Source organism: Streptomyces cyaneofuscatus, assembly GCF_033109485.1.
GTDB lineage: Bacteria > Actinomycetota > Actinomycetes > Streptomycetales > Streptomycetaceae > Streptomyces > Streptomyces cyaneofuscatus.
Genome location: NZ_CP137002.1, coordinates 3517981 through 3533191 on the forward strand (window position 1 = coordinate 3517981; position 15211 = coordinate 3533191).

The window sequence follows — 15211 nt, forward strand, 5'->3', positions numbered from 1 at the left end:
CGGAGCACGACACGGGTCCGCCGTCCTGCGCTGAAGAGTCGCTGAAGAGCCGGAGGCAACACCGTGCCCGCGCACGTAGCAGAAAGCGATTCCACCACCGACCCCGCCGACCCCCTGGCGCACGAACGCGCCCATCTCGCCGCGTCCCGCGCCGCCCTGCGCGCGATGCGCGAGGACGTCCAAGCCCTCGACATCCGCGATGTCACGGCGAACTGGGTCAACGCCGCCGTGCTCCAGTCCCAGATCGACGACCGCATCAAGGCGCTCGCCGACCTCTCCCACACCCCCCTGTTCTTCGGCCGCCTGGACTATCTCCACGCCGTCGGCGGCGAGTTCGCCGAGGGGGCGGAGGGCGAGCGGTTCTACATCGGGCGCCGCCACGTCCACGACGCCGCCGGGGACCCGATGGTCATCGACTGGCGGGCCCCGGTCTCCCAGCCGTACTACCAGGCGTCCCCCAAGAACCCCCAGGACGTCGGGCTCCGCCGCCGCTTCGGGTACACGGCCGGCGAGCTCACCGCGTACGAGGACGAGCACCTCACCGACCCCGCCGAGGTCGCCCACACCAGCCGTCTCCTCCAGGCGGAGATCGAGCGGCCCCGCGTCGGCCCGATGCGCGACATCGTCGCCACCATCCAGCCCGAGCAGGACGAGATCGTACGGAGCGGCCTCGGCGGCACCGTCTGCGTCCAGGGCGGCCCCGGCACCGGGAAGACCGCCGTCGGCCTCCATCGCGTGGCGTTCCTGCTGTACGCGCACCGCGAGCGCCTCGCCCGGACCGGCACCCTCGTCATCGGGCCGAACCGGTCCTTCCTCCACTACATCGAGCAGGTCCTGCCCGCCCTCGGTGAGCTGGAGGTCAAGCAGGCCACCGTCGACGACCTGGTGACGGCGGACGTGGAGGTCAGAGGAGCCGACGACGCGGCCGCCGCCGTCGTCAAGGGCGACGCCCGGATGGCCGAGGTGCTGCGCCGGGCCATCCGCTCGCACGTCACCACCCCCACCGAACCCGTCGTCGTGGTGCGCGGGTCGCGGCGCTGGCGGGTGCCCGCGTACGAGATCGAGGAGATGGTCGAGGAACTGCTCGCCCGGGACATGCGGTACGGCTCCGCCCACGAGGCCCTGCCGCAGCGGATCGCGCACGCCGTCCTCGTACGGATGGAGGAGGCGGGTGAGGCCCCCGACGACCGGGTGCAGAACACCGTGGCCCGCAACCCGGCGGTCAAGGCGGCCGTGAAGGCGATCTGGCCCGCCGTCGACCCGGCAAAGCTGGTGCTGCGGCTGCTGGCCGACCCGGAGTTCCTGGCCGTCCACGCGGAGGGGCTGCTGAGCGAGGACGAGCAGAAGCTGATCCTCTGGGCGAAGCCCGCCCGGAGCGTGAAGTCGGCCCGGTGGTCGGCGGCGGACGCGGTGCTCATCGACGAGGCCCGTGACCTGGTGGCCCGTACGCACTCGCTCGGCCATGTCGTGGTCGACGAGGCGCAGGACCTCTCCCCCATGCAGTACCGGGCGGTGGGACGGCGATGCTCGACCGGTTCGGCGACCGTGCTCGGGGACCTCGCGCAGGGGACGACGCCGTGGTCCACCGAGAGCTGGGACGAGGCGCTGTTCCACCTGGGGAAGGCCGACGCGGTGGTGGAGGAGCTGACGGCCGGCTTCCGTGTGCCGCGCGAGGTGATCGCGTACGCCTCCCGGCTGCTGCCCGCGATCTCGCCGGGGCTCGCGGCGGTGGAGTCGGTGCGGGAGTCGCCGGGTTCGCTGGTGGTACGAGCCGTTCCCGGGGCCGATGACCTGGACGCGGCCGTGGTCGCCGCCTGCGAGGAGTCGCTGCGCCACGAGGGGTCCATCGGGCTGATCGCCGCCGACGCCCGGATTCCGGCGCTGGGCGCGGCGCTGGAGGCGGCGGGCCACGCGTATCTCTCCCCCGGTGAGGAGACCACCGCCGCATCGCGGCTGACGCTGGTGCCCGCGTCGCTGGCGAAGGGCCTGGAGTACGACTACGTGGTGCTGGACGAGCCGGCGGCCGTGGTGGACGGCGAGCCGGACGAGCGGACCGGGCTGCGGCGGCTGTACGTCGCGCTGACCCGTGCGGTGTCGGGGCTGACGGTGGTGCACGCGGCGGCGTTGCCGGAGGCGCTGGGGTAGTCCCCCGTCCCCGGGGGGAGGGGCGGGGCCTGTCGCGGCGCCCGCCCCGTGCCTCCTGGATGAGGACCTCCTGGATCAGGGCCTCCTGGATCAGGGCCTCCTGGATCAGGCGTCGAGCGCCTCGCGCCACTCCCGTACCGCCGCCGCGTCCACCGGTGCCGACCAGCCGGCCGGACGGGCCGCGCCGCCGATGTGGAAGGCGTCGATGCCCGCCGCCCGTAGCTGCGGCAGGTGGTGGAGCTGGAGGCCGCCGCCCACCAGGATCTGCGGCTCGTACCCCGGCTGCCCGGTGCGGGCGGCCTCGGCGAGGAGCGTCGGGATGCCGGCGTCGACCCCGTCCGGCGAACCCGCCGTGAGGTACGTGTCCAGGCCGGGCAGGTCCGCGAGCTGCTTGCGCAGGGCGTCGCGGTCGGCGGCCCGGTCGATCGCGCGGTGGTACGTCCACCGGGCGCCGTCCAGCTCGGCGACGATCCGCTCGACGGCCACGAGGTCGGCGTGACCGTCCTCGTCGAGGAAGCCGAGCACGTACTCGTCGGCGCCCGCCCTCCGCATCTCGCGGGCCTTGTCCACCAGCACCTCGACGTCACCCGCGGCGAAGCCGTCCGCCACCCTGAGCATCACGCGCAGCGGGATGTCCACGGCCGACCGGATCGCCGCGAAGGTCTCCCGTGACGGGGTCAGGCCGTCCGCGGCCATGTCGGTGACCAGTTCGAGGCGGTCTGCACCACCTGCCTGGGCGGCGACCGCGTCCTCCGCGTCGAGAGCGATCACCTCCAGGACTGCACGGTTGCTCATGGGTCCCCATTCCTCCGATACGCAGCTGAACGCAGCTATAGGTCTAGTCCAATGGCCAGCCTACGGGGCGGCCGAGTGGCCGCGCAGCCCTCCATCTGAACGCATGATCGCGGAGATGCGCGAGCCCGCCCGGCAGATGCCCCCCGGCGCGCCTTGCGCTTCATAGGGGTGGGGGGTATATATGGGGAGAGGGAAGAGATACCCCCCAGGGGTATCAGAGATCGCTGCCAGGAGGACCCCATGCCTACTCACTCCGCCACCGCCTCGGCCACCACCCCGGCCACCGGCACCGGCACCGTCGAGCTCGCCATCGGTGGCATGACCTGCGCCTCCTGCGCGGCCCGCATCGAGAAGAAGCTCAACCGGATGGACGGCGTGGAGGCGACCGTCAACTACGCCACCGAGAAGGCGAAGGTCACGTACCGGGGCGAGGACGTCTCCGTACAGGACCTGATCTCGACCGTCGAGGCCACCGGCTACACCGCCCAGGAACCACCGCCGCCGGAGGAGGCGAAGAGGGGTGGGACGGCGGAGACGGAAGAACCCGACCGCGAACTCACCGCCCTCCGCCAACGCCTGGTCACCGCACTCGTCCTCGCCGTCCCGGTGATCGCGATGGCGATGATCCCGGCCCTCCAGTTCGACAACTGGCAGTGGCTCTCCCTGACCCTCGCCGCCCCCGTCGTCACCTACGCCGGCTGGCCCTTCCACCGCGCTGCCTGGACCAACCTCAAGCACGGCGCGGCGACGATGGACACGCTGATCTCGGTCGGCACGTCGGCGGCGTTCCTGTGGTCGGTGTGGGCGCTGTTCTTCGGTACGGCGGGCATGACCGGGATGACCCACCCGTTCGAGCTGACCATCGCGCGCAGCGACGGCGCCGGGAACATCTACCTCGAAGCCGCCGCCGGGGTGACCGCCTTCATCCTCGCCGGGCGCTGGTTCGAGGCCCGCTCCAAGCGGAAGGCCGGGGCCGCGCTCCGGGCGCTCATGGAGCTGGGCGCGAAGGAGGTCACCGTCCTGCGCGGGGGACGCGAGGTGACCGTACCGACCGCCGAACTCCAGGTCGGGGACCGCTTCGTGGTCCGCCCCGGGGAGAAGATCGCGACGGACGGGAAGGTCGCCGAAGGCAGCTCGGCCGTCGACGCCTCGATGCTGACCGGCGAGTCCGTCCCCGTGGAAGTCGCCGTAGGCGACTCCGTCACCGGCGCCACCATCAACGCCGGCGGCCGCCTCGTCGTCGAAGCCACCCGCATCGGCTCCGACACCCAACTCGCCCGCATGGCCCGCCTCGTCGAAGACGCCCAGAACGGCAAGGCAGCGGCTCAGCGGCTCGCCGACCGCATCTCCGCCGTCTTCGTGCCCATCGTCATCGCGCTGTCCCTGGGCACGCTCGGCTTCTGGCTCGGCAGCGGCGCCGGTCTCACGGCGGCCTTTACTGCCGCCGTGGCGGTCCTGATCATCGCCTGCCCCTGCGCCCTCGGCCTCGCGACCCCGACCGCGCTCATGGTCGGCACGGGACGTGGAGCCCAGCTCGGCATCCTCATCAAGGGCCCCGAAGTCCTCGAAACCACCCGCCGCGTCGACACCATCGTCCTCGACAAGACGGGGACGGTGACGACCGGAAAGATGACCCTGCTCGCAGTCCACACGGCTCAGGGCACGGACGAGACGGATGTGCTGCGGCTGGCGGGTGCGGTGGAGCACTCCTCCGAGCACCCCATCGCGCAGGCGGTGGCAGCGGGTGCCGTCGATCGCCTCGGCGACGGAGCCGCCCTCCCCACGCCCGAGGACTTCGCCAACGTCCCCGGGCTCGGCGTCCAGGGTGTGGTGGACGGACACGCCGTCCTCGTGGGCCGGGAGCAGCTGCTGGCCGAGTGGGAGATCCGACTGCCGGACGGTCTGGCCCGGGCCAAGGCCGAGCCCGAGCGCGCCGGGCGCACCGCGATCGCGGTCGCGTGGGACGGCGAGGCGCGGGCGGTCCTGGAGGTGGCGGACGCGGTGAAGGACACCAGCGCCGAGGCCATCGAGCGGCTGCGCGCCCTGGGGCTCACCCCGATCCTCCTCACCGGGGACAACCGGGCCGTCGCGGAGGCGGTGGCGGCCGAGGTCGGCATCGGTGCCGGTGACGTGTACGCGGAGGTCATGCCCGAGGACAAGGTGGACGTCGTCCAGCGCCTCCAGGCCGAGGGCCGGAGCGTCGCGATGGTCGGCGACGGGGTCAACGACGCCGCCGCCCTCGCCCAGGCCGACCTGGGTCTGGCCATGGGTACGGGCACGGATGCCGCGATCGAGGCCGGTGACCTCACTCTCGTACGGGGAGACCTGCGGGTCGCGGCGGATGCCATCCGGCTCTCGCGCCGCACGCTCTCCACGATCCGGACGAACCTGTTCTGGGCCTTCGCCTACAACGTGGGCGCACTGCCGCTGGCCGCGGCGGGGCTGCTCAGCCCGATGATCGCCGGGGCCGCGATGGCGTTCTCGTCGGTGTTCGTGGTCGGCAACTCGTTGCGGCTGCGGGGCTTCAAAGGGGCGTGAGGGTTCGTACGGGCTTGGCTCACGCTCGTACGGGCTTCGCTCACGCTCGCACGGAGAACCGCAACCGCGTTCCCGGAACCGCCTGCGCCGCCCCGGCGAGGGCGGTCTCCGGTACGACGCCGACGACCGGGTAGCCGCCGGTCGTCGGGTGGTCGTTGAGGAAGACGACGGGCCGGCCGTCCGGGGGCACCTGGACCGCCCCCAGCACCATGCCCTCGCTGGGCAGTTCGCCGTCGCGGGCCCGCTCCAGGGCGGGGCCTTCGGTGCGGAGGCCGATGCGGTTGCTGTGCGGGGAGACCCGGTAGACGGCGGTGGTGAGCGTGCGCAGGGCGGCGGCCGTGAACCACGCGTGGCGCGGGCCGAGGTGGAGGGGCAGCACCAGCTCGGCGGGGGCGCCGGGCCAGGGGGTGGGGCCTTGCGGTGGCCCGGCGGCCGGTTCGGCGCCCAGGGGCAGCGTGTCACCGTCGCTCAGGGGGGCCGGGCCCAGCCCGGAGAGGAGATCGGCGGAGCGGCTGCCCAGCACCGGTTCCGGCTCCAGGCCGCCGGCGAACGCCAGATAGCCGCGTACGCCGTCGAGCGCGGGGCCCACGTCCAGCACCGCTCCCGCCGGGACCCGGACGGGCGCGCCCCACGCCACGGGGTGCCCGTCGACGGTCACCCGGCTCCCCGCACCGCCGACGACGGCCACCACGGTCCGGTCGGGGCGGACGGCGCACCCGGTGACGGTGGTCTCCAGGAGGGCGGCGCCCGGCGGGTTGCCCAGGAGCCGGTTGGCCAGCCGGGCGGCGGGCGCGTCGAGGGCACCGGCCCGCCCGACGCCGAGATGCGCCCAGCCGGGCCGGCCGGCGTCCTGGACGGTGGTGAGGGCGCCGGCTCGGACGACGTGGAGGAGCCCGCCCCGTACGGGGGTCACGAGCCCGTCTCCGTACGAGGCAGGGGTACGGCTCCGGGTTCAGCGGCCACGAACCGCACCCGGGTCCCCGGCCCCAGCAGCGCCGCCGGTTCCCTGCCCGGGTCCCACAGGGCCGCCGCCGGGTCCACCATCCGCCCGATGAGCTGCCAGCCGCCGGGCGAGGGGCGCGGGTAGACCCCGGTGTACGGCCCGGCGAGGGCCAGCGCCCCGGCCGGAACCCTCGTACGCGGGGTCGTGCGCCGGGGCACATGCAGCCGCTCGGGCAGCCCGGTGAGGTACCCGAACCCGGGCGCGAACCCGCAGAAGGCCACCCGGAACGCGGTACGGGAGTGGAGCCCGGGCACCTCGTCGGCGCCGACGCCCCAGAGCGCGGCGACCCCCGCCAGGTCGGGTCCGTCGTAGACGACGGGGATCTCGACCGCTTCGCGCTCCTCGTGGCGCAGGGGCGGCAGGGTCCAGGAGACGAGTTCGCGCGCGAGCCGGTCGCGGGCGGTGGGAATGCGCCCACCACGGCGCGGCTGGCCGTCGATGCCGTCGATGCCGTCGATGCCGTCGAGCAGGACGGTCCGGGCGCCGGGGACGATCTCGCGTACGCCGGGCAGTGCGCCCTGCTCGCGCCGGCGGAGGAGCTCGGCGTGGAAGGCCTCGGCGTGGTCGCCGTCGGCGAGTTCGACGAGGAGGGCGTGCGCCCCGGCAGGCAGCACACGGACTTCGCGCTCCTCCCGCTCCTTGCCCGCCTCAAGCTCCTCGCGCACCTCTCGCACCTGGCGCGCCTGCGTACCGTCGTGCCCCTGACCGCCGTCCCCCCGGCTCACGTGAACGCCTCCACCCGCACGCCCGCGTCCTCCAGCGCCGCCCGCACCCGGCGCGCGAGGGCGGCAGCGCCCGGGGTGTCGCCGTGGACGCAGAGCGAGCGCGCCTCGACGGGTATCCGGCTGCCGTCCACCGCGGTGACCGCCCGGTCGAGCGCCATGCCGACCCCGCGGCGTACGACGTCATCGGCGTCGTGCACCACCGCGCCCGCCTCGCCGCGCGGGACCAGCGTGCCCCGCGCGGTGTACGCCCGGTCGGCGAAGGCCTCCTCCACGGCGGGCAGCCCGGCGGCGGAGGCATGGGCGAGCAGGTGGGAGCCGGGCAGCCCGAGGACGGCGAGGCCCCCGCCCGCGAGCCGGACGCCCGCGACGACGGCGGCGGCCTGCTCCTCGTCGTGGACGGTCCGGTTGTAGAGGGCGCCGTGCGGTTTGACGTACGAGACGGTGGAGCCGGCCGCTTCGGCGAACACCCGCAGGGCACCGATCTGGTAGGCGACCTCGGCGGCCAGCTCGTCGGCCGGCACGTCCATCGACCGCCGCCCGAACCCGGCCAGATCCCGGTAGGAGACCTGGGCCCCGATCCGTACACCGCCTGCGGCCGCCGCATCGCAGACCCGCCGCATGACGGAGGCGTCGCCCGCGTGGAAACCGCACGCCACGTTGGCGCTGGTGACACAGGCGAGAAGCGCTTCGTCGTCGGTCAGGGTCCAGCGGCCGAAGCCCTCGCCCAGATCCGCGTTCAGGTCCATCTTCACGAGAGCGCACGCTATTGACTGCGCTCGGGGGCGACAAGGGCCGGTCCGAGGGGCGGAAGGCCGGACCTTCCCTCTCGGCTCCTCAGTCCTCCAGCTTCGGCGGCCGGTCGAAGAGGTGCAGATCGCCCTCGCGTACGCCGTGCAGCTCGTACCGTGTGCCGACCAGCGGCCGGTTCGCGTACAGGCGGATCAGGGTGGGCCCGTCACCGTGGTACCGGCCGGCGGGTCGGCCTTCGGGGGACGGGACACCGAGCGGGCGCGGCGCTCCCCAGCCCTCCCCCTCCCCCTCCCCCTCCACGTCCGCGACGATCTGCGGCATCTCCTTCCAGTACGCCACGCCCTCCAGCAGGCCCAGGGCGTACGCCAGTCCGCGCCCCGCGTACGCCCCGTCGAGGCCCCACGCCTCGCGGACGTCCCCCGCGTGCACCCACTCGCCGAGCGCGACCCCGTCCAGCTTCCCGCCCGCGGCGGCGATCACCGGACCGGCCTCGGTCATTCCGCGCTCCAGCTCGTCGAGGAGGGCGGGCAGCGGCAGCCCGGCCCGCTCCTCGATGTCCCGCTCGTTGGACTCGGGCGAGAACACCCCTTCCTCCAGCCGGTCCTCGACCACCCGGGTCAGCGCGGCGGCGCAGTGCGCGAGGACATGGCGGACGGTCCAGCCGGGGCACGCGGTGCGCAGGACGAAGGCGGACTCGGGGGTGGCGCGCAGGAGCGGGAGGAGGGCGTCGCGCTCGGTGCGCAGGAGCAGGCCGGGGAGTTCGGGATCGCGTACGGGAGCAGAAGTCATGGCCCTCAGCCAACCGCAGGGAGGTCGCCGGTCGCGGCGGGATGCCGGAATCCGTACGGAGGCGCCTCGCATCCGGACGGGGGGCGCCTGGCATCCGTACGGGGCGGCCCAGCCTCTAGGGTCGTCCCATGACGGACAGCCCGCGCCCCCGCGACCCCCGTACCGCCCTGGTCGACCGCTGGCGGGACACGCTCCTCGCCGCACGCTCGGGAGCGCCCGGCCGCGGGGCGGGCACCGGTCCCGACGCCGGTCCCGACGCCGGCCCCGACCCGCTGCCGTACGCCGAGAACCTCCTGGCCCGCTGGGACGAGCCGCAGCGGCGGTACCACACCACCGCCCACCTGACGGCGGTCCTGGACCGGATCGACACCCTCGCCGGGTACGCCGCCGATGTGCACGCGGTGCGGCTGGCCGCCTGGTTCCACGACGCCGTCTACCGGCCCGACCGTACGGAGAACGAGGAGCGCAGCGCCGCCCTCGCCGAGCGCGCGCTGCCCGAGGCGGGGGTGGGCGAGGCGGTGACGGCGGAGGTCGCGCGGCTGGTCCGGCTCACCGTGGCACACGACCCGGCCGCCGGGGACCGGAACGGCGAGGTGCTGTGCGACGCGGACCTGGCGGTGCTGGCGGGGAACCCGCAGGAGTACGCGGCGTACGCGGCGCAGGTACGGGAGGAGTACGGATTCGTGCCGGACGAGGCGTTCCGGGACGGGCGGGCCGGCGTACTGCGGCAACTCCTCGCGCTGCCGCAGCTGTTCCGTACGCCGCACGGGGCGGCCGAGTGGGAGGCGCGGGCCCGGCACAATCTGGCGACCGAGCTGGAGTTGCTGGGGTCGTCGCGCGATCCGGAGTGATCGTCCCAACCGCAGTGATCGGCAGATGTTCCGGTTCCTTCACGGAGTTGTTCCGGTCACGCCCTGGCGCGGCCACCTGGGCAAGGAGTACCGGCAGCCGAGGCCGGTCGCGGTGGACGGGACCGGCTCCACCCTCTACGGGGCGACCGACCTGGACGAGAAGGGCGGCATCCACGCCTTCGACGCGAGGACGGGCGCCCTGCGCCGGACGTTCGACGACCGGTCCGGCGACCACCACGCCTGGCTGGTCGCGACCGACGGCACGCGCGTGTTCGCCCTGCACGGCACGGAGCTGCACCCCCTGCCCGCCGCGTAACGACTGTCCACATACCGAGAGCCGGGAATGCGGCTACGTTCTCCGGTGTTGGGACGAGTCATGCCCGACTCCAGCTCCCGCCGCCGCACGCCCATGCCGCTCGCCGTATACATCCTCGGCCTCTCGGTCTTCGCCCTCGGCACCAGCGAGTTCATGCTGTCGGGTCTGCTGCCCCCGATCGCCGACGACATGAACGTCTCGATCCCGCAGGCCGGCCTCCTCATATCCGCCTTCGCGATCGGCATGGTGGTCGGCGCCCCGCTGCTCGCCGTGGCCACGCTTCGGCTGCCGCGCCGGACGACCCTGATCGCGCTGATCTCGGTCTTCGGCCTCGGGCAGGTGGCCGGTGCGCTGGCGCCGACGTACGAGGTGCTCTTCGCCTCCCGGGTGGTGAGCGCGCTCGCCTGCGCGGGATTCTGGGCGGTCGGGGCGGCGGTGGCCATCGCGATGGTCCCGGTGAACCAGCGGGCCCGGGCGATGGCCGTGATGATCGGCGGTCTCTCGATCGCCAATGTGCTGGGCGTGCCGATGGGGGCATTCCTCGGCGAGCACCTCGGCTGGCGGTCGGCGTTCTGGGCGGTGGGGGTGGCGTCGGCGGTGGCGCTGGTGGGGGTCGTCACCCGCATCCCGTACATCCCGCTGCCGGAGAAGAAGCCGCAGCTGCGGCAGGAGCTGGCGATCTACCGGGACCGGCAGGTCTGGCTGGCGATCGTGATCACCGCCCTCGCGGCGGGCGGGGTGTTCTGCGCGTTCAGCTATCTGGCGCCGCTGCTGACAGATGTGGCGGGCCTGGACTCGGGCTGGGTGCCGTGGATCCTGGGCCTCTTCGGGCTCGGCGCGCTGATCGGTACGACGATCGGCGGCCGGGTCGCGGACGCGCACCTCTTCGGGGTGCTGCTCAGCGGGATCACGGCGTCCACGGTGTTCCTGGCGGCACTGGCGCTGTTCGCCTCCAGCCAGGTCGCGGTGGTCGCGCTGGCGTTCCTGCTGGGCCTGTCGGCGTTCTTCACGGCCCCGGCCCTGAACGCCCGGATGTTCAACGTGGCGGGCGCGGCCCCGACGCTGGCGGGTGCCACGACGACGGCCGCGTTCAACCTGGGCAACACGAGCGGCCCGTGGCTGGGCGGCACGGTGATCGACGCGGACTTCGGCTTCGCCGCCACGGCGTGGGCGGGCGCGGCGATGACGGTCCTGGCCCTGGCGGCGGTGGCGGTGTCGCTGCGGCTCCAGCGGAGCGAGGGCGGCGTCTCGCGTACGCGGCTGATCGCGAAGAGCGCGGCCGCCGGTATCGGGAGTGCGTCGGGCACGGACCGCGCTGTGCCGGCACCGGGGGCGACCGGGCCGGCGGCACCGGCGGACCGCGTGCGGTCGCCGGGCGCGTGACGCCGTGACCACCACCGTGGCGAGAGACGCCCACCCCTGCCGTCCGCCATGTCCGCGACCTGGCCCGCTACGCCGATACCCGTGGCGTGGCCGTCTTCTCCTGGGCCCTGTCCAGCGGATCACGGGCCCCCCTTTCGCCGCAGCGATCGCCGGGGGCGCCGACGGTGCCGGAGACCGGCCCTCGCGAGCCGGGCCGGGACGACGATTGCGAACCCGTCACTGCCGTCCGAGGGTTCACTCGTTCCGTTCTCGCACCGATTCCATACGGGACCGCAGAACCTTCTGAATCTCCCGCCACGCGCTCTCGAATCCGGTCACCGCCTCCCTCTCCAGCCGAGAGGCCGTCTCCTCGAAGGAGATGCCGAGGGCGTCCAGGTCCCGCAGGGCGGCACGAGCGTCGGACACGTCCGCCCCGAGCGGTTCGCCGGGAACCGCGCCGTGGTCGTCGACCGCCAGCAGCGTCTCCTCCGGCATGGTGTTGATGCTCCCGGGAAGCGCGAGGTTGGTGACGTAGCGGGTGTCGGAATACTGATCGTCCTTGGTCGACGTGGAGGCCCAGAGCAGTCTCTGGGCACCGACGCCGGGATGGTCGCGAGCGATGGCCTCCCACCTGCCGCCGGTGTGCAGTTCGCTGTGGGCGTCCTGTGCGAGATGGGCGTGCGAGAGGGCGATGCGGCCGCGCAGGGCGGCGGCTTCGGGTGTGTCGACGGAGTCCAGTTCCTGGTCGACGGCGTCGTCCAGTCGGGCGAGGTAGAAGGAGGCGACGGACCGGATCGCCGTGAGGTCCCGGCCCTGCTCCTGGGCCCGTTCCAACCCTGCCACGTACGCCTCGGCGGCCTGGCGGTACCGGTCCAGGGAGAAGATGACGGTGACGTTCACGGGGATGCCGCGCGACACCAGCTCGGTGACCGCGAGAAGTCCGGCGTCTGTGGCCGGCACCTTCATCATGACGTTCTGCCTGCCGACCATCCAGTGGAGCAGGCTCGCCTCCGCCACAGTCGCGTCGGTGTCGTCGGCGTAGAACGGGTTCACCTCCAGGGAGACCCAGCCGTCGTGGCCGCTCGTCGCCCTGTGGATCGGTGCCAGCAGGTCAGCGGCGTCCCGGACGTCCATGCAGGTGAGCACGCGCAGGGCATCCGCTGTGGAGAAGTCCGAGCGCGCGAGCATACCGACCGTGCTGTCGTACCCCTCCCCGTCATCCAGTGCCTTCTTGAAGATGGACGGGTTGGTGGTCACGCCGACGACGTGCCGGTCGTCGATCAGTCGTCGCAGATCTCCGCTGTCGAGACGGGAGCGGCTGATGTCGTCCAGGTAGAGGGAAACACCGCGTCCGCTCAGTTCCTTCAGTGCGCCGTTCGTCATCGGTTCTCCTTCGTGGCTGGTGGCTGTTCGGACCGCGCGGAGGATGCTCCGGACTGCGCGGCCTCTTGCGGAGGGAGACTGGCAGGACGTCAGCTACGCGGCTGCGCCGCCTGCCAGGCCAGGTGCCCCGCCGAGACGGCGTCGGCCAGTGCGCGCGCAGCCGTCTCCTGGTCGTCCGCGGAGAATATGACCTTGGCCGAGGCGACACCGGCGCAGCCCATTTCGAGCGCTTGGCAGGCGTCCGCCGCGGTTCCGATACCCGCGCCCGCCAGGACGGGCACGTCGACGCGGTCGAGGATGAGGCGGAACTTGAGAGGGTTGGCGATGCCCTGTCCGGACCCTGCCGGTGATCCCTGGGGCATCAGGCCGGCGCAGCCGATCCGAGCCAGTTCCACCGCGAGCCCCGGGTCGTCGGGGATGAGCGGGAACACCTCGAAGCCGTCGCTCACCAGGCGTTCGGCCGCCTGCAGCAGGTGAGCCGGGTTGGGCACGTTGTACTCGGGGTCCTGGGTGATGATCAGTTTCACCCACGGACGGTCGACGAGGGCCGCGCCGTGGTGCGCGGCGCGGACGGCGTCGTCCGCGTCGGCGGCGTCGACGGTGTTGGGGAGCACATGGACACCGTGCTCCTGCAGGACCTCGTGGGTGTCGGACGCCGCTGCGCCGACGTCGGTGGAGACCTTGATCGTGGCCGACTGGATCGCGCCCGCCTCCAGGATCGCTCCGAGATGCTCCAGCGGTGCGTCCTCGGGTATGGCGAGCATGAGACGGGAGGTCAGTTCGGTGGAGCCGAGTTGCCAGGTGCCCCGGGGCTGGTTCTGCTCCATGTCAGCCTCCCGGGGTCAGAACAGCCAGCCGGACATTGGTGCCCGCCACCAGTGGGGCCGCCCACTGTTCTTGCGGAAGGACCTCACCGTCCACGGACACGGAGACCTCGTCACGATCGACACCGTGGTCGCGGCAGATCTCGGTGACCAGGAGGTCGAGCGTGGATGTTCCGAGGAGATCGCGGTCGACGTCGTTGACGACCACGCGCACGGTGGCGGAGTTCTCGTCCGTCTCATCGGGACCACCGGGTACGGATGTGGTGGCGCCGAAGTCGTTCAGCGCGTCGGACAGCGGCCGATTCGCTGCCAGCTGTGATTCGAGGCCAGTGATCTCCCAGGTCACCAGCCCTTCGGCGAACAGGGGTTCGTCCTCCAGGTAGGCGCGTACCTCGGCCTCGTCGTCGCTCGCGGCGATGACGAAACCGCCGGTGCGGGGTTCGCGCCTGCCGCCGAAGATGAAGTGGTTCTCGGCGAAGTGGTGTTCGACCCAGCGACGGTGTCGCGGGAGAGCTTCGTCGATCGCCTTGGTCGGCACGGTGTAGGTGTTGAGCAGGAGAAACATCGTGTACCTCCGGTTCGGTGCTGCTGTGGTTTGTTCAGTTACGTGACGTGCTGGTCCGCGGTCGGGCGTTGCGCGGTTGCGAGCGCGTCGCCTGCGGTGGCCGCCGGACTGCGCCCGGTCCCTAGTGAGGGACCGTGACCACGATCTTGCCGATCTGGGAGTTCTGCTCCATGTACCGGTGGGCGTCGGCGATGTCGGCGAGATCGAAGGTCGTGTCGATGGTCGGTCTGACGGCGCCGGTGGCGAGTCCGGCGTTGACGAAGGCCACGCCCCTCGCGAGGCGTGCGGGGTCGGTGGTGATCTCGAAGACCGCGTAGGTGCGCGTGCTCAGAGCCGGGAAGCTCGTGGCGTTCGGGAGGGGGGTGGGCCGGGGGTCGAGCGCCCCGTAGACCAGGAGCCGCCCACCGGGGCTGACCGCTTCGGCCAGGGCATCGACACCCGGGCCCGCGACGGGGTCGAGGACCGCCCGCACTCCCGCGCCTTCGGTGATGTCCTCGACACGGGCACGCAGGTCCTCCTCGCCGGTGACGATGACGTGGGCCGCTCCGGCTTCGAGAAGGCGTTCCCTCTTGCTGGGGGTGCGGGTCGTGGCGATGGGGACAGCTCCGATGCGCTGTGCGGTCCGGATAGCGGCTAGCCCCACGCTGCCGGAGGCGGCGGTGATGAGGACGTGGTCGCCGGGTCGGGTGCGGTGCTCCTCGACGAGGGCGCCATAGGCCGTGAGGTGAGCCATCCACACGGCGGCGGCCTTCTCGGGGGCGAGGTCCGGGGGGCGGACGACGACGGCGGCGGCGGGGACCAGGACGTGGTCGCCGTAGGTGCCGTACTCGGTCTGCAGGAAGGTGGGGAGCACGCTGACGGGGTCACCGACGGCGAACCCGGAGACGTGGTCACCGACGGCCTCGACCTTGCCCGCCGCCTCGTATCCGAGGCCGGAGGGGTGCGTGGGCGGGTAGAAGTAGCTGCCTTCCCGGTACATGACCTCGGCCCGGTTGAGGCCGATGGCATCCACCTCTACCAGCAACTCGCCCGGGCCTGGTGCACCGACGTCGATCTCCCTCAGTTCCAGTACCTCCGGTCCGCCGGGATCGTCGAACTGCACAACCTTCGCCATCGTCTTCTCCTTGGTCTCCATGGGTTCGTTCGTGGGTTCCGGTGCGGTCCG

Annotated in this window: 13 protein-coding genes and 1 pseudogene; 5 read left to right on the forward strand and 9 right to left on the reverse strand. The window is 72.8% G+C overall.

The genetic code is table 11. From position 1 onward, the window contains the following. Window positions 1–63 precede the first annotated feature (63 nt). Complete coding sequence (locus R2B67_RS15345; RefSeq protein ID WP_317818619.1) at window positions 64–2145, forward strand: HelD family protein; 2082 nt, start codon at window positions 64–66, stop codon at window positions 2143–2145. Window positions 2146–2250: 105 nt separating this feature from the next. On the opposite strand, the gene R2B67_RS15350 is transcribed toward R2B67_RS15345, so the two are convergent. Then, entirely contained in the window at window positions 2251–2940 is a 690-nt protein-coding gene (locus tag R2B67_RS15350; protein ID WP_317818621.1) for a copper homeostasis protein CutC, read from the reverse strand. A 240-nt stretch (window positions 2941–3180) separates the two neighbouring features. Here R2B67_RS15350 and R2B67_RS15355 point away from each other — a divergent pair, with 240 nt between their 5' ends. Continuing rightward, a complete protein-coding gene (locus R2B67_RS15355; protein WP_317818623.1) occupies window positions 3181–5478 on the forward strand; it encodes a heavy metal translocating P-type ATPase in 2298 nt (765 codons plus the stop codon). A gap of 40 nt (window positions 5479–5518) precedes the next feature. On the opposite strand, the gene R2B67_RS15360 is transcribed toward R2B67_RS15355, so the two are convergent. The 4 genes from R2B67_RS15360 to R2B67_RS15375 form a co-directional block, all read right to left on the reverse strand. Then, on the reverse strand, window positions 5519–6391 hold the full coding sequence (locus R2B67_RS15360; RefSeq protein ID WP_317818625.1) for a 5-oxoprolinase subunit C family protein: 873 nt from the start codon (window positions 6389–6391) through the stop codon (window positions 5519–5521). Then, the gene (locus R2B67_RS15365) at window positions 6388–7146 is read right to left on the reverse strand and encodes a 5-oxoprolinase subunit B family protein (protein WP_317824864.1); all 759 of its coding nucleotides are present in this window, start codon (window positions 7144–7146) and stop codon (window positions 6388–6390) included. Before R2B67_RS15365 ends, R2B67_RS15360 begins: the two co-directional genes overlap by 4 nt. 56 nt (window positions 7147–7202) lie before the next feature. Beyond that, complete coding sequence (locus R2B67_RS15370; RefSeq protein WP_237329526.1) at window positions 7203–7952, reverse strand: LamB/YcsF family protein; 750 nt, start codon at window positions 7950–7952, stop codon at window positions 7203–7205. An 88-nt stretch (window positions 7953–8040) separates the two neighbouring features. Continuing rightward, window positions 8041–8745: a maleylpyruvate isomerase family mycothiol-dependent enzyme gene (locus tag R2B67_RS15375; protein ID WP_317818627.1), complete on the reverse strand. Its 705-nt coding sequence runs from the start codon at window positions 8743–8745 to the stop codon at window positions 8041–8043. Window positions 8746–8873: 128 nt separating this feature from the next. Between R2B67_RS15375 and R2B67_RS15380 the strand changes: the two genes are divergently transcribed. From R2B67_RS15380 to R2B67_RS15390, 3 genes and pseudogenes are all read left to right on the forward strand, one after another. Further along, window positions 8874–9596, forward strand: coding sequence for an HD domain-containing protein (locus R2B67_RS15380; RefSeq protein ID WP_317818629.1), 723 nt, complete (start codon window positions 8874–8876; stop codon window positions 9594–9596). A 124-nt stretch (window positions 9597–9720) separates the two neighbouring features. Further along, a pseudogene (locus tag R2B67_RS15385) lies at window positions 9721–9912 on the forward strand (PQQ-binding-like beta-propeller repeat protein); the annotation flags it as partial. Between the two features lie 93 nt (window positions 9913–10005). After that, the gene (locus R2B67_RS15390) at window positions 10006–11295 is read left to right on the forward strand and encodes a Cmx/CmrA family chloramphenicol efflux MFS transporter (RefSeq protein ID WP_317824865.1); all 1290 of its coding nucleotides are present in this window, start codon (window positions 10006–10008) and stop codon (window positions 11293–11295) included. Between the two features lie 234 nt (window positions 11296–11529). Here R2B67_RS15390 and tal read toward each other — a convergent pair whose 3' ends face one another. The 4 genes from tal to R2B67_RS15410 all read right to left on the reverse strand — a co-directional run bounded on the left by tal (window position 11530) and on the right by R2B67_RS15410 (window position 15181). Beyond that, entirely contained in the window at window positions 11530–12657 is a 1128-nt protein-coding gene (tal, locus tag R2B67_RS15395; RefSeq protein ID WP_317818632.1) for a transaldolase, read from the reverse strand. 89 nt (window positions 12658–12746) lie between these two features. Further along, a complete protein-coding gene (locus tag R2B67_RS15400; RefSeq protein ID WP_317818634.1) occupies window positions 12747–13484 on the reverse strand; it encodes a beta/alpha barrel domain-containing protein in 738 nt (245 codons plus the stop codon). Between the two features lies 1 nt (window position 13485). After that, window positions 13486–14046: a YciI family protein gene (locus tag R2B67_RS15405; RefSeq protein ID WP_317818636.1), complete on the reverse strand. Its 561-nt coding sequence runs from the start codon at window positions 14044–14046 to the stop codon at window positions 13486–13488. Window positions 14047–14167: 121 nt separating this feature from the next. Next, window positions 14168–15181: a zinc-dependent alcohol dehydrogenase family protein gene (locus R2B67_RS15410; RefSeq protein ID WP_317818638.1), complete on the reverse strand. Its 1014-nt coding sequence runs from the start codon at window positions 15179–15181 to the stop codon at window positions 14168–14170. Between the last annotated feature and the right edge of the window lie 30 nt (window positions 15182–15211).